Annotated in this window: 20 protein-coding genes; 15 read left to right on the top strand and 5 right to left on the bottom strand. The window is 58.8% G+C overall.

From position 1 onward, the window contains the following. Positions 1-35: 35 nt before the first annotated feature. Genes CTR53_RS05325 through traI form a run of 9 tightly spaced genes read left to right on the top strand, consistent with a single transcriptional unit; the run spans position 36 to position 7,229 of the window. Positions 36-194: a hypothetical protein gene (locus tag CTR53_RS05325; RefSeq protein WP_290809756.1), complete on the top strand. Its 159-nt coding sequence runs from the start codon at positions 36-38 to the stop codon at positions 192-194. Further along, a complete protein-coding gene (locus tag CTR53_RS05320; RefSeq protein ID WP_290809755.1) occupies positions 191-2,380 on the top strand; it encodes a zincin-like metallopeptidase domain-containing protein in 2,190 nt (729 codons plus the stop codon). The genes CTR53_RS05325 and CTR53_RS05320 overlap by 4 nt, the downstream gene beginning before the upstream one ends. Next, positions 2,377-2,880 carry a helix-turn-helix domain-containing protein gene (locus tag CTR53_RS05315; RefSeq protein WP_290809754.1) on the top strand — a complete coding sequence of 168 codons (504 nt, stop codon included), beginning with the start codon at positions 2,377-2,379 and terminating at the stop codon, positions 2,878-2,880. Before CTR53_RS05320 ends, CTR53_RS05315 begins: the two co-directional genes overlap by 4 nt. Before the next feature lie 16 nt (positions 2,881-2,896). Next, positions 2,897-3,343 (top strand): hypothetical protein, encoded by a 447-nt coding sequence (locus CTR53_RS05310; RefSeq protein ID WP_290809753.1) that lies wholly within the window; start codon positions 2,897-2,899, stop codon positions 3,341-3,343. Continuing rightward, positions 3,340-4,545: a DUF1173 domain-containing protein gene (locus CTR53_RS05305; protein ID WP_290809752.1), complete on the top strand. Its 1,206-nt coding sequence runs from the start codon at positions 3,340-3,342 to the stop codon at positions 4,543-4,545. Before CTR53_RS05310 ends, CTR53_RS05305 begins: the two co-directional genes overlap by 4 nt. Before the next feature lie 23 nt (positions 4,546-4,568). Beyond that, the gene (locus tag CTR53_RS05300) at positions 4,569-4,904 is read left to right on the top strand and encodes a hypothetical protein (protein ID WP_290809751.1); all 336 of its coding nucleotides are present in this window, start codon (positions 4,569-4,571) and stop codon (positions 4,902-4,904) included. Beyond that, complete coding sequence (locus CTR53_RS05295; protein WP_290809750.1) at positions 4,904-5,161, top strand: hypothetical protein; 258 nt, start codon at positions 4,904-4,906, stop codon at positions 5,159-5,161. The genes CTR53_RS05300 and CTR53_RS05295 overlap by 1 nt, the downstream gene beginning before the upstream one ends. Further along, positions 5,148-5,732, top strand: coding sequence for a hypothetical protein (locus CTR53_RS05290; RefSeq protein ID WP_290809749.1), 585 nt, complete (start codon positions 5,148-5,150; stop codon positions 5,730-5,732). The genes CTR53_RS05295 and CTR53_RS05290 overlap by 14 nt, the downstream gene beginning before the upstream one ends. Positions 5,733-5,747: 15 nt before the next feature. Next, the gene (traI, locus tag CTR53_RS05285) at positions 5,748-7,229 is read left to right on the top strand and encodes a TraI/MobA(P) family conjugative relaxase (RefSeq protein WP_290809748.1); all 1,482 of its coding nucleotides are present in this window, start codon (positions 5,748-5,750) and stop codon (positions 7,227-7,229) included. A gap of 876 nt (positions 7,230-8,105) precedes the next feature. On the opposite strand, the gene cas13a is transcribed toward traI, so the two are convergent. The 5 genes from cas13a to CTR53_RS05260 form a co-directional block, all read right to left on the bottom strand. Next, complete coding sequence (gene cas13a, locus CTR53_RS05280; protein WP_290809747.1) at positions 8,106-11,756, bottom strand: type VI-A CRISPR-associated RNA-guided ribonuclease Cas13a; 3,651 nt, start codon at positions 11,754-11,756, stop codon at positions 8,106-8,108. Between the two features lie 107 nt (positions 11,757-11,863). After that, positions 11,864-12,637, bottom strand: a complete 774-nt coding sequence (locus CTR53_RS05275; protein ID WP_290809746.1) for a DUF4113 domain-containing protein — start codon at positions 12,635-12,637, stop codon at positions 11,864-11,866. Between the two features lie 435 nt (positions 12,638-13,072). Continuing rightward, positions 13,073-14,104, bottom strand: a complete 1,032-nt coding sequence (locus CTR53_RS05270) for an alpha/beta hydrolase (RefSeq protein ID WP_290809745.1) — start codon at positions 14,102-14,104, stop codon at positions 13,073-13,075. A 237-nt stretch (positions 14,105-14,341) separates the two neighbouring features. Then, positions 14,342-15,556 (bottom strand): NAD(P)/FAD-dependent oxidoreductase, encoded by a 1,215-nt coding sequence (locus CTR53_RS05265; RefSeq protein ID WP_290809744.1) that lies wholly within the window; start codon positions 15,554-15,556, stop codon positions 14,342-14,344. 302 nt (positions 15,557-15,858) lie between these two features. Next, positions 15,859-16,530, bottom strand: coding sequence for a response regulator transcription factor (locus CTR53_RS05260; RefSeq protein ID WP_290809743.1), 672 nt, complete (start codon positions 16,528-16,530; stop codon positions 15,859-15,861). Positions 16,531-16,839: 309 nt separating this feature from the next. Here CTR53_RS05260 and CTR53_RS05255 point away from each other — a divergent pair, with 309 nt between their 5' ends. The 6 genes from CTR53_RS05255 (at position 16,840) to CTR53_RS05230 (ending at position 23,447) form a co-directional block, all read left to right on the top strand. Next, the gene (locus CTR53_RS05255) at positions 16,840-17,748 is read left to right on the top strand and encodes a helix-turn-helix domain-containing protein (RefSeq protein WP_290809742.1); all 909 of its coding nucleotides are present in this window, start codon (positions 16,840-16,842) and stop codon (positions 17,746-17,748) included. Between the two features lie 174 nt (positions 17,749-17,922). Beyond that, on the top strand, positions 17,923-18,672 hold the full coding sequence (locus CTR53_RS05250) for an SDR family NAD(P)-dependent oxidoreductase (RefSeq protein ID WP_290809741.1): 750 nt from the start codon (positions 17,923-17,925) through the stop codon (positions 18,670-18,672). Between the two features lie 58 nt (positions 18,673-18,730). Further along, entirely contained in the window at positions 18,731-19,708 is a 978-nt protein-coding gene (locus CTR53_RS05245; RefSeq protein ID WP_290809740.1) for an alpha/beta hydrolase, read from the top strand. Positions 19,709-20,008: 300 nt separating this feature from the next. Continuing rightward, positions 20,009-22,429 carry an MASE1 domain-containing protein gene (locus tag CTR53_RS05240; protein WP_290809739.1) on the top strand — a complete coding sequence of 807 codons (2,421 nt, stop codon included), beginning with the start codon at positions 20,009-20,011 and terminating at the stop codon, positions 22,427-22,429. Continuing rightward, positions 22,426-23,073: a response regulator gene (locus tag CTR53_RS05235; protein WP_290809738.1), complete on the top strand. Its 648-nt coding sequence runs from the start codon at positions 22,426-22,428 to the stop codon at positions 23,071-23,073. Before CTR53_RS05240 ends, CTR53_RS05235 begins: the two co-directional genes overlap by 4 nt. After that, positions 23,070-23,447, top strand: coding sequence for a response regulator (locus tag CTR53_RS05230; protein ID WP_290809737.1), 378 nt, complete (start codon positions 23,070-23,072; stop codon positions 23,445-23,447). Before CTR53_RS05235 ends, CTR53_RS05230 begins: the two co-directional genes overlap by 4 nt. Positions 23,448-23,449 lie beyond the last annotated feature (2 nt).

Raw genomic sequence — 23,449 nt, 5'->3', positions numbered from 1 at the left:
TACCTCCCAAAGAGCTACGGAATGTAGAGGCAGCTATGGTCGCCCAGGCAGCTTCCCAGGGCTTCGTCGTGGCCGTCGATCCCGAACTGGCCATGGTCATGGGCGCTTTCCGTGATGAAGCGCTCGATGACCAAGCGGCGGATGACAGCCGCCTGGCAGCCGTCGCCGGCGACGACCAGGGAGGCGGCGAATGAGCAAGGATAAATCCACTCAGCGGCCGTCCTGGCGCGACGAAGTCGCAGACGAAATCTACAAGCAGATTGAGGCAGGCACCGCACCCTGGCAGAAGCCCTGGAAACCGGGGATCGTCGCGGACCGAGCATTCAATCCGGCGACCAATAAGCCATACCAGGGCATCAACCGACTCTGGCTGGAAATGAAGGGTTATTCAGATCCTCGCTGGTTGACCTACAATCAAGCCGAGGCTCTTGGTGCCCAGGTTCGCAAAGGCGAGCGCGCCACCACCATCGAATACTGGAAATGGTCGGAGCGTGAGGCCGTTCGTGACGACGCCGGCAATCCGGTTCTGGATGCCCGAGGCGAACAGTTCTACCGCGACGTACAGCTCACCAGGCCATCGGTATTTTACGCCAAGGTGTTCAACGCCGAACAGGTCGAGGAAATGCCGCCTTACGTGGCAAACCAGCTATTCTTCGACCCGATTGTTTCAGCTGACGGCATCCTGCAGGAATCTGGCGTCAAGCTTCTCAATGATCAAAGCGATAGGGCGTTCTACAGCCCCATGTCAGATCAGATGCATTTGCCGCCCATGTCGGCTTTCGATACTGCCTATGACTACTACGCCACGGCCCTCCACGAGCTGGGCCACGCTACTGGTCACCGCTCCCGGATGGATCGCGAATTTGGACCGTTCGGATCGGAAGTCTATGCGCGCGAGGAATTAAGGGCGGAAATCTCCAGCCACATGGTGGCTCGTCAGCTCGCAATCGGCCATTTCCCCGAGCGGCATGCCTCCTATGCCGCCTCCTGGCTAAAAGTGCTCAAAGACGACCGGAATGCTCTGTTTCAGGCGGCCCGTGACGCGGATCGTATTGCGACATGGATCCTCGATCCCAGCAAGCGCCAGGAAATCGAACAAGAGATGCAGGCTCAGAGAAAGGCGACGAAGATGGAAGAACAGCAGCTCGAAGCGCCAGAGCAGGCGCAAAACCTGCAGCGACTGCCGAAGATCTGGCTGCAGGTGCCTTTCAAGGAAAAGGAAGCAGCGAAAGCTGCAGGTGCTAGGTGGGATGGTACGCATAAGAGCTGGTATGTCCATGAGGGCCCGGACATAGAAGCCGTTAGACAATGGCGCACTGGCAATGTTCCTGCCCGCGTCACAGCTGCTTCCCCTGCAGAGGAATTTGGAGCATTCCTGCGCGAGCATGGGGTTGTGCTCAAAAGTGTTCCCGTCATGGATGGCTCCTGGCATCGAGCGCCGCTTGATGACGATAAGCCGGGAGTCCTTACGGCTTCCTATCGTGGCTTCCCCGATGGTCGTGCCAATGGCCAGCTCAAGAACTTCAAGACCAATGAACTTCACAAGTGGGTGTCGGATATCGACATACCTGGTCCAGCTGAACGCCAGGCGCTGCAGGTTGAAGCCAGGTCACGCGGCGAACAGCGGAAGCAAGAGCTGCTGACCAGACAAGAGGCCGCAGCAATCCTCGCCTCGGATATTTGGTTCCGTGCGAGGGCCGCAGAGCTAGCCCGTGATAGACCTGACATGGTCGGAAAGGATCATCCCTATCTCACTGACAAGGGGGTCTTTCCTCATGGACTCCGGATCGATGCCGATGGGAAGCTGCTTGTTCCCTGCCGTGATATCGATGGCAAAATTCATTCCCTGCAGTCTATCGACCGCGATGGGTCGAAGCTGTTTCTTGCCGGCGGCCGACAAAAGGGCCTGATGTACGTTATCGACCCGGGCAACAAGCTCGGTCGAGATACCGCTATCGTCTGTGAAGGCTTTGCGACAGGCGCGACTCTACATCAATTAACCGGCAAACCCGTTGTCGTGGCTTTCAACGCCGGCAATCTGCTGCCTGTCAGTCAGGCGCTTCGTGATCGATACCCTGATGGAAAGTTTGCCATCGCGGCCGACAATGACCACAAACTCGAAGGTCGGCCCATGGGCAATGTCGGGTGGCTCAAGGCACAGGAAGCAGCACAGGCCATCGGTTCGCAAGTTCTCCTCCCGCCTCTTACAGCTGAGGAGAAGCAAATGGGACTCACAGATTGGAACGATCTGCATGATGTCAGGGGTGAGAAGGCTGTCGGCGCAGAACTGAAAAAGCAGCTTGAAGCGGCAGTGGAGAAGCAAAGGCAGCCAGGCCTGTTCCATAAGGCCGCGCAGCTCGTTCGGGGAATGGGGCTGTGAATGCGCTGATCGGGCGGCCGAATGTATCGGCCGCCCCTTCCCTTACGGAAAAGCAAACCTGCGTGCTGCAGATCATCGCCTATGCCTCGCGCATATTCGAGGTGTCGCACTCCCAGCTCGTCGGCCGCGACAGGAGCACACCGGCTTTCCACGCTCGGGCCGCAGCGATTCATGTTGCCCGAAAGGTTACTGGCCTGAGCTTTCCTGCTCTTGGCGAGCTGTTCGGTGACCGCGACCATACGACCATCATGTATGCCGAAAGCCAGATCGAGGTTCTCAAACTGCGGTCACCACGATTTCAGCGTCGGCTCGGCCGCCTTCTCGACATTTCAGAGGCCGTTGCCGGCAACGCCGGTATTCTCAGTTTGGCTGACGACACCACAGAGCAGGTTTTCTCCGACCTAGCTGTAGCTTTTGCCAAAGCAAGACGGATGGATTCAAATCGAGCGGCCGATCTGATTGCTGCCCTCGTGGTTGCCATTCCGAGCAAAGACGTTTGACCGGAGGTTGGCAGCCATGACTAATATTGCGCCCTATGCCTTCGAGCTGGTCAGTCTGGAAGATACAGACACCAGCGATGTCGGTGGTCAGGATACGCCATGGGAGGTGACAGTCCGCCCCGTCGGCATCAGCCTTTCTGAAGCATGTTTTCGCCTCCGCCGCATCAAAGAACTGCTTGCGTATAATTTTCGGATCGATGCCGGCAAGATTATCTTTCACTCGTTTGAGACCAACGAGATATATCGCGCCCTTGGTATGGCGCTACCTAGCCGTCTAAAAGAGCAGCAGCAAAACCTGTCAGAATTCTGCGAATCTGAAGCGCGCCGATTGTACTGGCTAAGCGATCAGGAGCGGCGGTTCGAACTCTCCCACTATGAGAGCGATCTGGCGCGCGCGATTGAATCGCGGCTATCCGGAACGGCCGCGTTCGCCCACACCGCTCCAGAGGAAGCCTCAAAATGATGTACCTTGTCGGAACTTCGAAGATCCGTTCGGATGACTCTGGCTTCGATCAGGCCTTGGCTGCAGTTCGTGGTTCTAAGACTCGGCCCCGTTGCTTATGCATCGCTGCCGGCGTCGAAATGTACGTTGCCAGGATCCAGGGAAAGCACATCATCAAGCGGATGCCGGACTCTGGCGGGTCTCACCACCCTTCATGTGATTCCTACGATCCGCCTGCAGAGCTGTCCGGACTGGGCCAGGTGATGGGCACGGCCATCCAGGAAAGCCCGGATACGGGGATAACAGCACTAAAATTCGATTTTTCACTTTCCAAGACTGGCGGCCGTGCCGCGCCGGTTCCCGGCGACGGCGAGGCCGACAGTGTCAAGACCGACGGCAGCAAACTCACGCTGCGCGGTGTACTTCACTATTTGTGGGAGCAAGCCGGCTTCAATCGTTGGTCGCCCTCGATGGCGGGCAAGCGGAGCTGGTTCGTGATCCGCAAATATCTCATGCAGGCTGCCGCTGAGAAATCGGCGAAGGGCGTCAACCTGGTCGACATCTTGTATATGCCGGAAGCCTTCAACGCTGAACGTCACGCCGAAGCTACCGCACGCCGTGTTGCCCATTTTGGCAAGGTGGCCAGCCCGACAAAGGGAACCAGGCGGCTGATGATGGTGATCGGGGAGGTCAAGGAGCTGTCCCCCAGCCGATACGGCCACAAGATCGTCCTCAAACACCTTCCTGACTGCCATTTCATGCTCAACGACGACATACACAAGCGGCTGGTGAAGCGGTTCGCGGTCGAACTGGGACTCTGGGATGGCATCGAGGGCACGAAGCTGCTGGTAATCGCCACTTTCAGCGTTGGGCAAACCGGCATTGCTTCTGTCGAGGAAGCTGCCCTGATGACCGTTACGGATAGCTGGCTCCCGTTTGACAGCGTTTATGAGAAAATGGTGCTGGACGGCCTGGCTGCCAGCGGTAGGCGCTTTATGAAGGGCCTGCGGTACAATCTGCCTTCTTCCAAGCCTCTGGCTTGCGCGGTGGCGATAGACACGCAACCGGCACCAACTGCGCTGTACGTCGTGCCGCCAGGCTCCAGCGACGAGTATTCGGCCGAGGTGTCCACCCTCGCCCAGGATAGCAAGCTGGCGTCCTGGATCTGGTCAGCCAGCTCCGGCGAAATGCCGGCGTTGCCGTCCAACCAGGTCAGCGCTTAAAGCGGCGGCAGCAGGGTCAGAGAATGCCGCTCAAAAATCGCGTGCTGGCGAAATTCTACCCCACTCCGCATGACAAGGCCGATCTGGAAGCCCTGGCCAAGCGCACAGGGCAGTCATTCTCTGAGTTGGTCTGTAGGCTTACGTCAGGCCGGCAGCCCATGGCAGCGAACGACAAGCATCTGATCGTCCGCGATCTGTTGAGGATCAATGCCGATTTGGCCCGTCTTGGGAATCTTATGAAGCTAATTCTCGATGATGAGAGCCTAGTCCTACCCGACGGTATGGATTTTCGCGGCCTCTTTGATAGCATCCGCGAAACACAGATTTTGCTTAAATCGAAAGTCAGGGAGCTGAACTAATGGCTGAGTATTCCGAAACTGATCTGAATCGTTTTGCTCAGAATGATGAGCTTCTACCGCTGGTGCTCGACGCTGCGCGTCGTGGCGATGAAGCTGAGGAAGATCGACTGATGCGCCAGATGATCTACCCCGCAGAGTCGCTGCTCTGGCTGAAGGACTTTCTGGGAGCCGACCAGGTGCGAGCCATGGGCCTCCGTACCGATGAAGCCGACCGCCAGTTCGGCAAGGGCTGGCTGGATCGCCATGTCGACGCCTGATACCAACCAGGGGCTTCTGGTCCGCCTGGCTAAGAGCATGGTGAATGAACGCGCCGCCTATATCGGCCGCGAGCGCAGCAAGGAAGCAAAGCAGTACCGTCTAAGCCAGGACATGCTTCTGCAGGCCACAAAGGCTATCGGCAAGTCGGGCGATGTCGATCTGATCCTTTCTGCAGAGGCCGGCTTCCTTAAAAACGATGCGCGTTTTTACAGCAACAGCCCCTCGATGCGTTCTAGCCTGGCTGCTGCTCTGACCGAGCTGGGCCAGGCGCAGAAAATGCTGCCTTTAGTGAAAGACCCGGAATTGTACCTGGCCATCGATGCCAGCCACGGAAATGCCAAGAGCCGGATTGGCGGCGTGCCGCGCGATGCAGCCCGGCAGTTCTTCCAATCGCACAACGCGCGCCTACTGAACGCTGATAAGTCACGGTTGACGGACACAGAAAAGCAGATCCTCGATGCGCGGCGGCACAACATTCGTGTTGCCGCCCTCGCCTACACCGCCCAACAAGAGCAAGCCTTGGGTGTCGGCCTTGTCGCCCAGGTCCGCGAACGTGTCCTTTCGATGTGATCTGCAGCCGCAGCCGTGATTCCCAAGCGTATCGATATCGAGCCTGAGAACGACGATTTCGCCGGCCTGGCGAATTACATCGCAGCTGCCAAGGATGATGGCGAAAAGCTGGAATCCTTCTGGATTGAGAACTGCAATGCCGGCGACGGCCTCGATGACCTAGATCTGGCCATTGCTGAGGTCAAGGCTACGCAAGCACTCAATCAGCGCACAAAGATCGGCAAGACCTACCATCTGATGATCTCGTTCCGGGACGAGCATCCGCCGCTCGATGTCCTGAAGGATATTGAGAGCGAGTTTGCCAAATCGCTCGGCTATGCCGAGCACCAGCGCGTTATCGGAACGCATGTGAATACTTATAACTTCCACATGCACATTGCGATCAACAAGATCCATCCTGACACCTTGAAAGCTCATACGCCGCTGCGTGATTTCCAGACATTGGAAGCTGTCAGCCGCGAGATGGAAAAGAAACATGGCCTGAAGGTCGATCTTGGCCGCTCTGACAAGCTGCAATCTGAACGGCGGCCGCAGCGCGCCCTGGATAAAGAGGCGCACACCTGGGAGCAGAGTTTCGACGGCTATGTGCGCGAGAATAAAGCCGAGCTGGTGACCGCGCTCGATCAGTCGTCGACCTGGCAGGATCTGCATGACGGCATGGCGCGTTTCAGCCTTCAGCTGCAGCCTTACGGCAATGGCATGGTGATTGCTGATGCGAATGGGAAGCATCGTGTAAAGGCCAGCTCGATTGACCGGCTTCTGTCGATGAAATCTCTTGAAACTCGGCTTGGCCAGTTTCAGCCGCCAGTTGCCGATCGCACGGCGGAGCAAGCCGCCGATCATCAGCTCAAGCGCTCTGGCGATCGGGCGAACGATCGTCAGCCAGGTCAGGCCGGATCCGCGCCGCAAAATGACGACCTGTCTAAAGTCTTTCGTCAGTCCGAATCATGGCAGGATCTGCATGTCGGTCTGGCACGACATGGGCTGGAACTGCGGCTGCAGGGCAACGGCCTGGTGCTGGATCCTGGCAAACGTGGCGCATCGATCAAAGCGAGCACCATCGGCCGCGCATATTCCAAGGCCGCCCTGCAGAAGCGCCTGGGAGCGTTCCAGGCCCCTTCCCGCCAGGCGCAGCAGATCCTGGCTGCCAGACGCGCGGCGCAGCAGCGGGCGGCGGGCCTAGGATCTGCTGCCAGGCCGATGCCGGCGGCACGCCAAAGGACGGTGAGCGGCCCGCGTAAGCAATACCGGAAGCGGCCTGTCACTAGCCATCCAGGCCAGGCCAGGCTCTGGCGTCGATACCTGACACTGCAGCGGCAGCGGAAATCGCTGCTGGTGCTGGCGTTCAAGACGTGGCGGGATTTTCTGATCTATGAGGCATCGACGGACCCGCTGGCCATGGCCATTGTTGTGTCGCAACGTCAGATCATACGCGCTTTAAACCCGATCAAGCTGTCTTCGAAGCATCGCGAGCCTACTTTTGATAGGCAACGTTAGTGGGCATGTCCGGCGCACTTCTCAATGAGCAATAACCCAGCGGTCCAGATGTAGCGCTCGTTCATTTGGTCATGGATTTTCCAAATTCGAGGGGCTTACTCGCGCTGTTATGGCGGCCACGATGAGTGTGCTCGTTATCCCGGCGCAATGAAGGAATGAGGATGCAGTTGCATTTAATTTGGGGAGCATCTGCATCGAGCCCTCATGTCTAACCGCAAGCCCTCTGGTGTAGTCCCCCTCAATCTGGGGGTCATCTAGAACCCCCTATAACACTGGAGGCCAAGGATGAGTGGTGTAGTCCCCCTCAATCTGGGGGTTTCTGGATTTGACCTCAAGATTAAGCCGACCAACCCGGCGAGATATTTCCCTTCTATCTGGGTGCGTCCCGATCAGCAACGCACCACACTAACTCCGGGAAAGCGGTGTAGTCCCCCTCAATCTGGGGGTCATCTGGACTCCCTCTAGCCCGAACAGGAGACAGGGTGTAGTCCCCCTCAATCTGGGGGTCATCTGGACTCCATGACCGACACGACACGACACGCAGCGAGGCGGGATGTAGTCCCCCTCAATCTGGGGGTCATCTGGACTCAGACGCTGGCACCTAACTAGCAATCGTTATCGATATCTTGATTCTCGACGCATCTTTCGCTACGGCGCTGCCGGCTCTCGGAAACAGTCGCCCTCAATACGGCGTGAATTCAGTCTAGCGCCCCTCCATGCGATAGGGGAAAGACCGGGTGCAGTCCCCCTCAATACGGGGGTGATCTAAGCACGGCGCTCTCATCAACCACGGAAGGCACCAGGTATAGTCCCCCACGATTTGGGGGTGATCTCATCCAAGTATTAGATACTTATAAGCAATCATAGTTGAGAATTTTATTCTCGGCGCACTTTTTCTTCCCTGCGCGGGCGCAGAGTGCCCATAGCACCACGTCCCCCGGTATTTTGAGCCTTCCGTTCCGTACTTTGCCAATCAATGTTCGACAAATCGCGGCCTGTGATATCGTCAAACTGCTGCGTTTTGCCACCAAATAGTGCGGCAACCATCTGTACGTAAGGTGTTCCGTGTAGGGCTTCCGTGATCGCTTGGGTCTTGTTCGAATTCGACGCTGAGCCGGAAAACTCAACAAGTCGGATTCCGCCCAAATGCACGACGCTGGCAGAAGACACTACCGCGCTCGTAAGTTCGTGATTCTTACCGCCAGTATCCATTTGCCATGAAAGTTCGATACCATTGCGTTTCATCATTTCTCGAATCGACTGGCTGACGGCGTTCTTCAGCTTTCGATCATAGCTCATCAAACGGCGCGTGCTATTCACCCACTCCGTCATATCTAGCCTCGGAGCGTGTGAACGAAGCATATTGAAGTGCGCGAGGCGATTACGAGTTCCCCGCCGCCCATCCCACGAGTCCCATTCCGGTCCAAAGTAATGCTTTAATTCGACCTTAATCTTCCCTTTATGCTCACTTATCAAATTCTCCAATGCTTTGAATATCCGGCCTTCCTTGAGATAGCCAAGACCTTTGTCCTCAAAAGCTCGTTGGGGACTGAGGCCGTACTGATACAAGATTGCCAGTGTTACAAAGTACAGGTCTCGTTCGAAGAGGCCGGAAAAATCGGCAAGGCGGCCGAGTAAGGTCATCACTTGGTGGTGAAAGTGAACTATGGCGGTGAGATTAATACGCGCGGCTGCCTGACGGTGCTTCACGATTTTTGTCAGCACTTCGCAATAGGCCCGATATTCATCACCGGAAAGTAGCTGCGGTCGGGCCCTTGACCACTTCTCATGCAGCTCCTCTCTTTGTGCCTGATGAATTGCGATCTCCGACTGCCCATTGGGCCCGCTTGCCCGCATCGTTTCTAGGTACTCCGCTACTTCTCCATCGCTGATTTTTTGTTTCGGAAGGAATCCCATCACCATCTGGAGATGGCCATAACGCATGATTTCCCGCAGGCCCCTTCGCGGCAAGTGACGATCATCATCGGGACTGGACGATTTGGGGAAGACTTGTTCGAATCCAGAATTAGTCTCGAATAAATCTCGAAAGCCTTCGCATCCCTCTAGTCTTGCGTCGCCTTCGAATTTTTCATCGTGCATGTCCATGTATAGTTTTAGTGTGGTCTGCAATCGCAGGATTCGGTTCATGTCCTCCAATTCTATGCCCTCATCCCGCCCGGCGGTTATTTCCCACTTGGCGACTTGATGATGAAGCTGCGCTACGTCACCAACTGGGATCAGGTGAAGGAGGAAATACAATGACACCTGCCATTCTTTCGCCTCGAAGGACGGAATAGGAAGTTCAAAAGCATCGAGTTGGCATTTTCGTTTGCCTACTAGGTATGGATCCACCGGGGCGATCAGAATCCATAAAAACGCCTCGCTCGATATAAATTGACACAGAGCAAGACTCATTACGTCGCAGAGCAAATTATCTATGAAGTCTGCCTGATTACGTGCCTTTTCGCCGTCGCTTTCGTATCCCCGCTGCACTCGCATTTCGGAGGCCGTTGCAGACGAAAGGGCGAAGAAAAAGTCTCGAATCTTCTGCCCTTTAGTCGGCCTTGGTAATGATGATGCTCGGGCTGAGATGACTTTTTGAGCAAGCTTGTACTTCCGATAATTCTGGCTATGTGCGGCGTCAGTTGCCCGCTGCACCGCCCTTCCTATCCAGGCGTTCAACTCGTCGGCCGAGCGCGCCTCCAGCCATGTGCGAAATGGTCGCTCATATAGGAGCTTTAAAGCAGTGTACTGACACAGCCGCCATGGCTGCTCAAGATCACTACGATTGGCCGGCGGCGGGAGTTTTATAGCCGCTCTGTCCGGGCAACTTTTCGCGCGCCGCAAGAGTCGTGAAAACCGTGGGAGTGGTAGGTCACTGTCGACTTGCGTAGTCACCCGTCTTAACAAGGCCTCACATTGAGTTGCGGAGAAATATACTTCCGCATGAGCTGCACGGAGCGTTTCCTTTAATCTGTGACTCCGACGCGATGAATCAGCCTCCCAAATCTGGCGGGCGCTCTTTTGGACAAGATCACTAAATGATAAGCGATCAATGCTCACTAGGAATTCGCGAAGCCCCTTAAAATGGAAGGCTTGGTTTCTGAGCTCACTCATTTCCTCGATCACGCACTTCAATACTTCTTTCTTCGAGGCGTCGTCGGCTGCAAATATCTTCGATTGTACGCCAAATAGGAGCGCAGCCTTTCGGTCAAAAAGTTCCGAACTGAAATTGTCTTGATGAATGACTAGGTTGGCAGCAGCGCGGTCACCGAGGATGTCTCGACTCAACGGCTTCCGCATGGATGCCCAGTCCGTCAAAGTCAGCCTGGCCAACGCGATTTGATGTCGCCACACCCGGACAAATGCTTCAGCGCGCTTAATCTTGGCTTGCCCATCGCTAGCCCAAAATGGACTTTCCAATATGTCTGTTGGCCACTTGGCATCAACTGCTGTCGTGCTATCGCTCCATTCTCCTGATGCCGTATAGTGTAGTATTCGGCCAAGCCGGATCTGACGATTAATGTTTTGATTGTCTTTCTGAGCAGTGATCAACCGAATAAGTCCAGGCATATCCTTTGGAAGGATGACTGAGAGCCTAGCGGTTGCCTGAGAGCCTTTCCGCGCACCGGCGCCGGCGCCTTTTTTGTGCCGCTTGAGAACCCGTGCATAGGCATCCTTGACCGCCATATGCAGGCTGAACAAACCTGGATGTGAGTTTCTAGCATCAGCGATCCCGAGCGCTTTTCGGCTCAATGGATCAAAGAAGACCTTGGGCCAATGCTCGAACAAGACACGCCCCGCAACCTCCAACGAGACCCGCTTACCGCTACGCTCCAAGACGACAACTGCACTGTGGATTTCTGCAGCGACGTCTCCAAATTTAGCATAATGGGCTTCGTCACTTTTGCTCCAGCCTGCAGTGGAGTTGGGAAGCGCACGCAGAGTGTTTTTCTCTATGCTGGCCGCTCGGGCAGCGATCAGGCCTGTTGTTTTCTTTTTTGCACTTGCCGATTTGCGGTACTCACTCGAATACAAATGCTCTGATATTCTTTGAACTACATCCTCTGCATTGACCCTCTCAGGTGAGGTGTCACCCGCAAACCGCATATACCAGCGCCCGCGCGCGGATGGAGACGATCCGAGATTGCCGTGTCGCGGCTGCTTTGGTTTGAATCTACGCTCCCCGTAGGGGTGTATCTTGAAATTCCAAACTGCTGACAGAAACTCTGCCCGCTTTGCGTCATCAAGCTCTAGTCGACCGTCGGCCTTAAGACGGGTCCAAGCTGCCTCCCCCAATCTATCTCGCAGTTTGTATTGCTCTTCAGTTGCGCCCTGTTCTCCTTGTGGCTTTGTCGCGATCTTATCGATTATTGATATCCATTGGGCGATAACGAGTTCGCCATGCGCCTGAGCATATCGGCCGATTTCATGCCGCTCTCGGCTCTGCGTCTTATCGTATAAGACTCGCTTTAGGTGATCAGAACGCTCAGTCCGACTTTCGCCATATGGCCGAATTATGCGCATGTCACACCCCCCTTCTTAATATTCGCGAAATCCCTTTTTTTGAAAATTACATATTACTTCAGTGTGAGCATCTTATTTTATGCCCGATAGCCGCAATTGGGCGCGACTTAGCATCTCACCTCCAGGATGTCGGATAGCCTGGTCGTATAAGACGGAGAAAGCCTTGCCTGGCGCATACGCCAGTCAGCTCGGGTTCGATCTGCGCTGGCTTTTTGAATGCCGGCCGCTGCAGTTCGGATCACATCACGCCCCTGCCTTGCATTGATCGCATCGATGGCGGCCATGAGCCTCGGCCTGGTCGCTGCAGACGCCTCGAATAGGTCTCGCATCCCCGAACCGGCCGGCACCAGGCCAAGCGCCATCACGCCGGCCTTCGTCAACCGGCAGCCTGGCTGGAAGCCTCGTCGGGCAATCTGCACGGCGGCCGATACGAGCTGCAGAGTGTCACTGGTGGGCGCGGCGAACGTATGACTCGCAGCGCGCGAAAACCAAGGCTCTTTTCCCTCTCGCGCCCTGAAGGGGCTCGAATGAAAGAATACTTGGAGCAGGCCCGCCTCCTGGTCGTGTTCTCGCAGCTTCTCCGCCGCACGCGTGGCGAATGACGCGATTGCTTCGCAGAGCGCGTCAAGATTTTTAACTGGCGCAGCGAAGCTGCGTGTTACGGCCGTAGTCTTCCGCGCTGGTGTCAACTCCTCGATCTGCAGGCACGGCCTACCATTCAGCTCATGCACGATGCGCTCGCCAACGACGGTCAGCAGTGATCGCGCCTGGCGCGGATCCAGCGCCGCGAGCTGTGCAACGGTCTTCACGCCCAGCGCCTGCAGCTTAGCGGCCGAGCGGCCACCGATGCCCCAAACTTCGCCAACGTCCACACCGGCCATGACATGCCGGCGTAGCGCCTGGTCGGAAAGGTCGCAGACGCCGGCACACTCAAGCCGTCTCTTGGCTGCGTGGTTCGCGAGCTTTGCCAGCGTCTTTGTGGGGCCGATGCCAACGCAGGTCGGGATTCCGGTCCATCGCCACACTCTCCGGCGCATTTCATGCCCGAGCTGCAGCCGCTCTTGGTCAGTCCGAATAAGAATGATAGGGGACGCTTTTATATTTCCGCATCTTACGGCAATGCGGCCGATAGCGAATGTTAGTCCAGTGCGCCCCCGAATGTGAGTCGCGCGGCCGAATCCGATTCCCAATGTGAGTCGAACTAACACCGGATGCCGTCGCGCAGATTTTCCGATTTCAGGCGGATCACATGCGCATGTCCCGCCACTTCTGCCACCCGTCAGATGATCTTGCCGGTGCGGAACATTTTTGTCGGCTTACATCCTTGCGACATCCAGGATTGCGCGAACAAAGGCCTGCGGCGCTTCCTGCGGCAGGTTATGACCGATGCCGCCGCGCACCAGGCGATGCTCGTATTTTCCGACGAACTTGTTCGCATAGACCGCCGGATCGGGGTGCGGCGCACCATTGGCATCGCCCTCCATAGAGATGGACGGCACCCTGATCACCGGCGCCGCGGCCAGCTGACGTTCCAGCGCGTCATACTGGCGTTCGCCATCGACCAGGGCGAGCCGCCACCGATAATTGTGGATGACGACAGCGACATGATCCGGGTTATCGAAGGCGGCAGCCGACCGCGCATAGGTCGCTTCATCGAATGTCCACTGCGGCGACGCCAGCTGCCAGATGAGCCTGTTGAAGTCGTAGCGGTTCCTGTCGTAACCGGCACGGCCGCGCTCGGTGGTGAAGTAGAACTGGTACCACCATTGCAGCTCAGCTCGGGGCGGCAGCGGCATCCGGCTACCCTCCTGGCTACCGATCAGATAGCCGCTGACGGCGACAAGGCCCTTGCAGCGTTCAGGCCACACCGCCGCTATGACATCCGCGGTCCGGCCGCCCCAGTCGTATCCGCCGATGAGCGCGGTCGGAATCCTGAGCGCATCCATCAGCGCGATGATGTCGAGCGCCAGCGCCGCTGGCTGACCGTTACGCAGTGTTGAATCGGATAGGAACTTTGTGGCGCCGTAGCCTCGCAGGTAAGGAATGATAACCCGGTAGCCCGCCCGCACCAGTTCCGGCGCCACGTCGATATAGCTGTTGATATCGTAAGGCCAGCCATGGAGCAGGATGACCGGATATCCGTTCTCCGGACCCATATCAACATAGCTGGTGCTCAGCACGCCCGTATTGATCCGCTTCAGTTCGCCGAACACGGTGTGGGCGCCGGAGCCGGCACTGGACTGCGCGCGAGCGGGCGCGAACGGCACCTGGCTCGTCCCAGCCACCGCGAGGGTTCCGGCTGCGGCACCGAGGAATTGACGGCGATTCTGATGGGGTTGGTTTGGCATAATGGTCTCCACTGGATGCCTGGAAAGGACGGACGATGCGTCCCGGACTACAACAGCCTGCCTTGATCCGGGGGATCAGCCTTGGCGCTGACTGTCCTTGCGCCGGCGCCGTGGCCGCGGGCGGCCAAGAGGGTTTCCTGCCAGCGTGACGGGCTTGTCTCGCTTGTGGCTCATCAGCAGGGCAAGGATTTTGCGTAACATGACGCCTCCTGGGCGGAAGAATTCCAACCTGGCCACTCAGCCAACATCGGTGACGCGCGACGGCTCTGCTGAGGCCAGCGCCGCACTGCGTTCGGCCTTGGGCGGGTAGATCCAGACCGTGTTGATCTCGCGCTTGGTCGCCTTGGCGACCTCGCCGACCATCTCGACCTTGCGGTCCCAGCCGCGCGTGAAGAGGGCGCCGGCACTACCCAGATCCAGGCAGGTGACATAGCCCTTCTGCTGATACGGGGTGGCGGAAACGCCGAGCAGTTCGGCGGCAGCATTGTTGCCGGCGAAAGCGCCCATCCGCGTGGCGTGCTGGCAGGACATCAACGCGAAGTTACCGTCATCGTCGCAGATCGCCTTGGCGGAATCGCCGGTGGCGAACACGCCGGGCAGGCCGGGGACGCGAAGCTCGCGGTCGACGATCAGGCGGCCGAAATTGTCGCGTTCGGCGGCAAACTTCTGGGTCAGCGGATGGGCGCGGATGCCGGCCGCCCAGATCACGGTGGCGGCGGCGATCTCGCTGCCATCCGACAGCTTCACGCCTGTTCTGGTCAGCTCGGCGACGCCGAGCTTCATGTGCATTTCAATACCCAGGTCCTTGAGCGCTTTCTCGATGATGGGTCGGGGGCCGGCACCCAGGTCGGGCGCGATGGCGTCGGAACGATCAACGATGAGGACACGCATTTTCGCCTTCGGCCCGAAGATTTCCTTCAGACGCGCCGGCAGCTCGGTGGCAGCCTCAATGCCGGTAAACCCACCGCCAGCGACCACCACGGTGTTGCGGGCGTCCGACTCCGGCTGCTTCGCCAGCTTGTGAAGATGTTTGTCCAGCGCGACGGCATCTTCGAGGCTGTCGACGCTGAAGCCGAATTCGGCCAAACCCGGCACCGGCGGACGGAACAGCTGGCTGCCCGTCGCTACCACCAGGCGGTCGTAGTTGATGGTGAAAAGGTCTTCCGGATGGCCGGCGGCTTCGACAATGCGCTTGTCGGTATCAACGTCCGTCACATAGCCCTGGATATAGGCGACATCCACGGCCTTGAGCAGATCGAGCAGCGGGGCTGACATGGTCTCCGGCTTCGCCTCATACAGGCGGGGCCGGACCACCAGCGCGGGCCGCGGTGCGATCAGCGCGATCTCCAGCTGGTCGGGCGTCACGCCCTTCAGGTCACGCAGGCGTGCTGCCGACAGAGCCGCATACATGCCGGCAAAGCCGGCGCCGATAATCAGAAGTCGCTTTTGCATTCGAAATCTCCGCTCATATGTGGTCGGGGCGCTTCGCTCCGATATCAGCCCCGGACATGCGCGGCTCTAGGGCCGGCTCGGTGGAGCCAGGCGAGAGTGCCCTGCAGCAGCTGTGTCGTGTATTATGCGCGAGGGTCGCGGACAGCCGCTGATCGCTAGGTCAGGCTATGCTTTGGCATAAGCCGTGCGGCGCGATCAGGTCCCGCCACCAAGGGGACTGCCTGCCGGTGCGACGCACAGCGACGGATCGCATCGCTCTGGGGCCGCAGCCACCTACCGGTCGTATCCGGCTTTCGGCTGAGTTAGTTCACTCCGCGATCGCGAGTGGTCTGCGGGATCGCCTCCCAGGCACGAACCGCATCGCCGATGGATGTGACGCGCATCTTTCTCATCGTGTTCGTGCGGTGCAGCTTGACGGTGATCTCGCTGATTCCGAGGTCATAGGCGATCTGCTTGTTGGCCTGCCCGTTCGCCACACCACGGAAGACTTGGCGTTCGCGTGGCGTCAGGCTATTGAACCGGTCGACGTAGATCTTGGTCACCTGCGCCACGCTGCGGTTTTCCACATCACGCGCAATGCCGATCATCACGGCATCGAGCAGCGTCTGGTCGCGCACCGGTTTGGTCAGGAAATCAATCGCGCCGGCCTTCATGGCCTGCACTGACATCGAGATGTCGCCATGTCCCGTCAGGAAGACCACTGGTTTATCGATACCGGTCGAAGCCAACTGGCAGTGGAAGTCCAGACCACTGATCCCCGGAAGGCGCACATCCAGCACGATACAGCCAGGACGCTCGCACAGACGGACCTTAGCCAGTTCCTGTGCTGAACTGAAACACGCCGCCTCCAGTCCGACCGATTCCATCAGCTCCTTCAGCGCCATACGAACTCCGTCGTCGTCGTCGACAATGATGACGAGCGGCTGTTCGAGCATTGCCGCCGTCTTTTCCGAGGTTGTCAGAAGCATATTCATAACCGTCTCCGATCGTCAGCCACGCCGACACGGCAGCTCAATTTCTGGATGGGGCCATAACCGCGCGGATGGTGATTTCACAGCATCGGAGTACCGCTGTCGCCGAAATCTTGTTTCATCTTCCTGGTTTTATGAGCGGTTTAGACACCGAGCGATCATTTTATACAATTCCCGCCAGGCGGGCCGGGGTATGGCGAACCATAGGTTGTCGCGGCCCCTGGGAGAGTAATAGTTTCGCTGCATACATATAGATCGCGGGGCGAACCCCGCTGTTTTCTGGAATTCCGGCCGGAAAGGAGTGCGGCCCTTATGATGCAGACCGGCGTATATGGCGCAATTCTCGGTAAGGCACTCCGCTCGGACATCGCGCCCGTACTGGTAAACCGCTCGCTGCGCAAATCCGAGATCGCCATCACCGAAGTCCGGTCGGATAAGCCCGAGACCGGTCTATCCAGCTCCATGCCTGCCGACGATGCCTACATGATCAGCCTGAAACTGAAGGACTATCCCGACTGCGAAGCATGGGCTGAACGGAAGGTAAAGAAATACGACGTCTTCGCCGGCGCGACCTATATTTACGACCTGAAAACCGACCCGCGCTACGTCATCAACAAAGCCTATCATTCGATCTTCTTTTATGTGCCGCGCAGCGCCCTGAGCACCGTGGCCGAACAATCGAATGCCACACCGGTCCACCACCTGTACTGCCCGCTAGGCGAAGCCTTCGACGATCCGGTAATCCGGCATCTCGGCATGTCGCTGCTGGAAGCCGTGCGCCGCCCCGCAGAAGCAAACCAGCTTTTCGTTGACCATGTCACCATGGCGATTGCCCTGCATGCGGCGACAGCTTATGGCGGCATGCAGATTTTCAAGACCCTTGCCAAGGGCGGCCTGACGCAGCGCCAGCTCAAGCGGGTCTGCGACTATATAGATGCCAACCTGGAAGGCACCACCACACTGGAGACGCTTGCCGCGGAATGCGATATCTCAGCCAGCCATTTCGCGCGCGCGTTCCGCCACACAACCGGTGTCTCGCCGCATCAATGGTTGCTGCGACGGCGGGTCGAAACAGCGAAGTCCCTGATGCAGGTATCGACGCTCACTTTGGCTGAAGTGGCGACCAAGGCCGGCTTCACCGATGCCAGCCATCTCAGCCGGGTTTTCAAGACCATCGCGGGCGTCAGCCCGGGCGCATGGCGGCGCTCTCGGTCGAACTAGCCGCCGCGCCAGACGCTCCCCGTCCATGGCAGCTTGGATGGGGCAAACCATACCGGAGCCCTAATCCTCCTTACGAATGGCGAATACACGCTAGACCGGTGTGCGATTCCAGAAACCCGGCCAGACCGACACACTCCGACCGAACAGTTCATTCAACGGACGGAAAGTATGTCGATGCAAGCTCTGACAGGAAAGATTGCTGTCATTACCGGCGGCAACAGCGGGATCGGCAAAGCCACGGCACAGCTCTTCGCCCAGCAGGGCGCCAAGGTTGCCATCACCGGCCGGCGTCAGGACGTACTCGATGCCGCAGTGGCGGAAATCGGGTCCGGTGTCGTCGGCATCCAGGGCGACTCCGCGGATATCGCTCAGCATACCCGCCTCGTCCGTGAGATTCGACAGCGCTTCGGCGAGCTCGACATCTTCGTCGCCAATGCCGGCGTCATCAAACTTGCGCCGTCCGACAAGGTGACTGTGGAGGATTACGACCACCAGTTCGACGTCAATACCCGCGGCGTCTTCTTCGGCGTGCAGGCAATCTTGCCCCTCATGCGTGACGGCGGCAGCATCATCCTGGTCAGCTCCATCGCCGCAACCAAGACACTCGACAATCACGCTGTTTATGCCGGCAGCAAGGCGGCCATCGGCGCCTTCGCCCGCGCCTGGGCCCTGGAGCTGAAAGCCCGAAAGATTCGCGTCAACGTCCTGAGCCCGGGTCCGGTCGAAACCCCGATCCTCGACAAGCTCGGCGTGACAGCGAAAGAACGGCCCGACTTTGTCAAGGCGATGGGCGACATGATCCCGCTGGGCCGCATGGGCCTGCCAGCCGATCTGGCCAGCGCCGCGCTGTTCCTCGCCTGCGATGCAGGCAGCTTCATCACCGGAATCGAACTCACTGTCGATGGCGGCATGTCGCTGACCTGACGCCAGGCCGTTGAGCACTACCCCTTTCCCACTCGCCCGAAAAAAGAAGGACTTTGCAATGACTCAATCCACCACCATCGGCACCCCGCAGCGCCGCAGCCTGCTCAAGGCCGGCATCAGCCTCGCGGGCATGGCATCGCTTTCCGGCTTGGCGCAGGCGCAGGCCACGCCGGTTACGCCGAAGTCGGGCTCCCAAGGCGCTTTCGCGGATACCATCACCCTGCGCGACGGCACCCGGCTCTTCTTCAAGGACTGGGGTCCGCGCAATGCGCAGCCGATCGTGTTCCATCACGGCTGGCCGCTCAGCGGCGACGAATGGGACAACCAGATGCTCTATTTCTTCGCCAAGGGCTACCGCGTGATCGCACATGATCGCCGGGGTCATGGCCGCTCGAGCCAGACCGAAAGCGGCAACGACATGGACACCTATGCCGCCGACCTGATCGAGCTGGCCAAGGCGCTGGACCTGAAGAATGCCATTCATGTCGGCCATTCCACGGGCGGCGGCGAGGCCACGCGCTACGTCGCCCGCGCCGAAGCCGGTCGGGTCGCCAAGCTGGCTCTGATCGGCGCCGTGACGCCGGTGATGGTGAAGTCGGCCGCCAATCCCGAGGGCCTGCCACTGGAGGTATTCGACGGCTTCCGCGCAGCCCACCTCAAGAACCGCGCGCAGTTCTTCCTCGAACTCGCTTCTGGCCCGTTCTACGGCTTCAACCGTAAGGGCAGCGAGATTTCTATGGGCCTGGTGCACAACTGGTTCCGCCAGGCGATGATGGGCGGCACCAAGGCACAATATGACTGCATCCAGGCTTTTTCCGAGACCGACTTCACTGCGGATCTGAAGAAGATCGACCTGCCGGTGCTGATCATGCACGGCGACGACGACCAGGTCGTTCCGGTGCACGACGCGGCCCAGAAGGCCATTCGGCTGGTCAGGAACGGCAAGCTCAAGCTCTACAAGGGCCTGCCGCACGGCATGGCCGCCACGCATGCCGATATGATCAACGCAGATCTGCTCGCGTTCTTCACGGCCTGAACCCCAACCGGCAGATCGTCTTCGCAGCGACGCGCCTGCCTCCTCGCCGGTGGCCTCGCCCCCTTGGCCACCGGTCTGCCGCCACGCGCAGTCCCCGGCGACGTGGCGTACCCGGTAGCCTCCCCTGGGCTGACCGGACTTGGCCGCCACTCATCCCTATCCGATGAGTGGCGGTCTTTTTTCCTCCGCGCGGCAATGCATGGATTTCCATAGTTGCGGCGCTGATATCGCACAATTAGTGTCAAGCGTTGGACGACGTGCCTAAGCCCTGGACCGCTCAAGTCCGGAGGGGAACAGCAGATGACCGGCCTCTGGACACAGCGCCCGAAATTCATCCACCTCGGTTTATTTGTCGCTGCCTATGTGCTGGGCTGCGCCTTCGCCCAGATTCTGGCATTCATGCCAGGAACCGGCATTTCGATCTGGCTGCCGAGCGGGTTGTTCATCGCTACGCTCCTGTTCGCGTCCCGCTCGACATGGGCCTGGTGGCTGCTGGCCGGGTGCTTCGCCGAGTTGTTCGCCAATACCTTATGGTTCCGCAGTCCGCTGCCCGCGGCATTCCTGATCTATCTCGGCAATGCACTGGAAGCCCTGATCGGTGCATGGCTCATCCGTCGGGTGCTGGGCGATCCGGTGCGCCTGGATACACTCCAACAGATGTTGATCTTCGTCGCACTGGGCGCGGGGGTCGCGCCGATCATGGCTGCGACAATCGGCGCTGCGACCGTCGACGGGTTCGATATTCTGTCGCAAAGCTTTTGGACCGCGTGGCCCCTGTTCTGGATCGGCGACGCTACGGGTGTCCTGATCGTCGCGCCACTGGCGCTGGCCGTGCTGCAGAACTGGGGTGACAGGACCCAGCTATCAGCCACCCAATGGATGGAGATTTGCATCCTGGGCCTGATCTTCGGCGGGGTTGCCGCGCTGTCCCTGAACCACTACCTGTCCTTTACTTACATTGTCGTTCCGCCGCTGCTGTGGGCGGCCGTGCGCTTCGAGTTTAAAGGTGCCGCCATCGCGTTGATGTTCCTCGTTCTGATCACTGCCGCATTCACCATGTCGAGTGGCGGCGAATTTCCTGGCGTGTCTGAATCCCCGAAAGAGCGGCATATCCTGCTGCAACTCTTCCTCGCCATCTCGGCCTTGTCGGCGATGATCGTGGCGGCGATTTCGCGTCAACACCGCCTGGGACTGCTGACGCTTCGCAAAAGCATGGACACTCTGCGCCACCGGGAATGGGAGCTCACGCAGCTTGTGGACGTGGTGCCCAGCCATCTATGGCGACTGACGCCCGATGGCGAACCAATCTTCTTCAACCGGCGCATGGCCGACTTCCTTGGCATGGGTGTCGCCGATATAGACCGGCCGAACGCGACGCGGCTGGATGCGCTTATCGAAGCCATCCATCCGGTCGATGCGCCCGGATTCAGGACTGCGCTCAGGCATTCATTGGCTACTGGCGAGCCTTTTGCCCTGCGTTATCGCCTGCGCCGTGCCGATGGCGTCTACCACTGGATGTCCAGCCGCGCCGATCCGCTGCGCGGCGAGGATGGCCGTATCGTACAGTGGTATGGCCTATGCCACGACATCGACGATCAAGTGCATGCGGAGGAAGCGCTGCGTGAGCGGGAGCGTGGATTGCGGGAACTTCTCGATGCGCTGCCGATCAATATTCTCAGCTTCGCGCCCACGCGTAAAATGACCTATGCCAGCAAACGATATATCGACAAGGTCGGTGCGCCGTTGGTGCATATCGAAGACTTCGATGCTTTGGCCAGAGATGTCGCTCATCCTGAAGATTTCCCCAGGATGTTTGCCGTAGCATCGCACGGTTTTGCCACCGGGCAGCCGTTCGTGAATCGTTTTCGACGGCGCGACAAACAGGGCATCTATCGCTGGATCGAGGCACGCACGCAACCGCAGCGCGACGCCTCTGGTACCATCCTGCAGTGGCACATCGTCTCAATCGACATTGAAGACGAGATGCATGCCCAGCAGGCATTGCGCGCGGCGCAGGATAGCCTTGCGCGCCAAAGTCAGGCGGCGAGCCTGGCCGAGCTTTCTGCCTCCATTGCCCATGAGGTGAACCAGCCGCTGGCCGCGGTGATTGCCAACTCCCATGCCTGCCACCGCTGGCTGACGGCCGATCCGCCGAATATCGAGCGGGCCAACAAGACGGTCGACCGTATCATCCGTGATGCCAACTCGGCGGCGGATGTCGTGAGCCGCATCCGCGCCCTGTTCAAACAGTCGGTCGATACCAGGGTCAATGGCGCGATCGAAGACATCGTGGCGGAAGCACATAATCTGATCGCCGAGGAAGCCGCACGCCATCGTGTCTTGCTGGATGTCGAGGTCGACCGTGGCCTTCCGGCCATTTTCATGGATGCCGTACAGATCAAGCAGGTTCTGGTCAATCTGATCCGCAACGGCATGGAAGCCATGGCCGGCCTTGCCGAGGACAAACGCCTGTCGGTGCGCGTCAGTCGCATCGACAACACTGTCCAGATCGATATCCGGGATCATGGCACGGGGATTGAGGCTCCGGACCGGATATTCGAGCCATTCTTCACTACCAAGGAGCACGGTATGGGCATGGGCCTGGCGATCTGCCGGTCCATTGTCGAATCGCATGGCGGCCGGCTCTGGGCCGAAAAGAACGAGCCGAAGGGCGCGGTTCTCGCCTTCACCTTACCGATAGAGTCGAAAGTTTTGTCATGAGTACCGATGACCAGATTATCTTCATTGTTGACGACGACGCGCGCATCCGCGAGGCGTTGACAGACCTTCTCGCGTCGCACGGGCTGCGCACAGTCGCCTTCGGATCGGCCCGTGACTATATCGCCGCCGACAAGCCGGACATCCCTGCCTGCCTGGTGCTGGATGTCGAACTGCCGGATATCAACGGCCTGGACCTGCAGGGACAGATTGCCGCGAGCCATCATCCTCCCATTGTGTTCATCACCGGGCATGGCGACATTCCCTCCTCCGTGCGCGCAATCAAGCGCGGCGCCGTCGACTTCCTGACCAAGCCGTTCAGCGATACAGACCTGATGACCGCGATTGGCACCGCAATCGCCCAGGACCGGGAGAACAGGGCCGCACGGGCAGAGCTGGCGGGCCTGCAAACGCGCTACCTCGACCTGACGCCACGCGAACGCGAAGTCCTGCCACTCGTGGTGAGCGGTCTCCTCAACAAACAGGCTGCCGCCGAACTGGGGATCAGCGAAGTGATGCTGCAGGTTCACAGACGGAATGTGACGCAGAAGATGGGCGCCGATTCCTTCGCAGACCTCGTACGGGTCGCCGAACGGCTGGGAATACAGGTCACCCACTCCCGCCGGGCGGGAGGGCCGCGAAAGTGAGTAATGTGAAGTCAGTTGTCGCAGTGGTGGATGACGATCCGAGAGTCCTCGAATCCCTGGAGGAACTGCTGGAATCGGCCGGGTATGTCACGCGCAGCTTCTCGTCGGCAGGAGCGCTGCTGGCCAGCGGCACATCGGGTATCGACCTGCTCATTACCGACATTGGGATGCCGGGGATGAATGGCTTTGAGCTCCGCGATCAGGTGAAGAAGGCGCGCCCCAAGCTGCCGGTCTTCCTGATTACCGGTCGCCACGAGATTGTGGACCAGGAGCGCGCACAGGACATCGACGGACTATTCCGAAAGCCGTTCGATGGCCAGGTATTACTCGCGGCTATCGCGGATGCCCTGCAACACAAAGGAAATGGGGAGTGATC

The organism is Ferrovibrio sp. (assembly GCF_002796975.1).
Taxonomy (GTDB): Bacteria; Pseudomonadota; Alphaproteobacteria; order Ferrovibrionales; family Ferrovibrionaceae; genus Ferrovibrio.
Note: the sequence above shows the minus strand (reverse complement) of the source record. Positions and strands in the feature narration are given on the sequence as shown.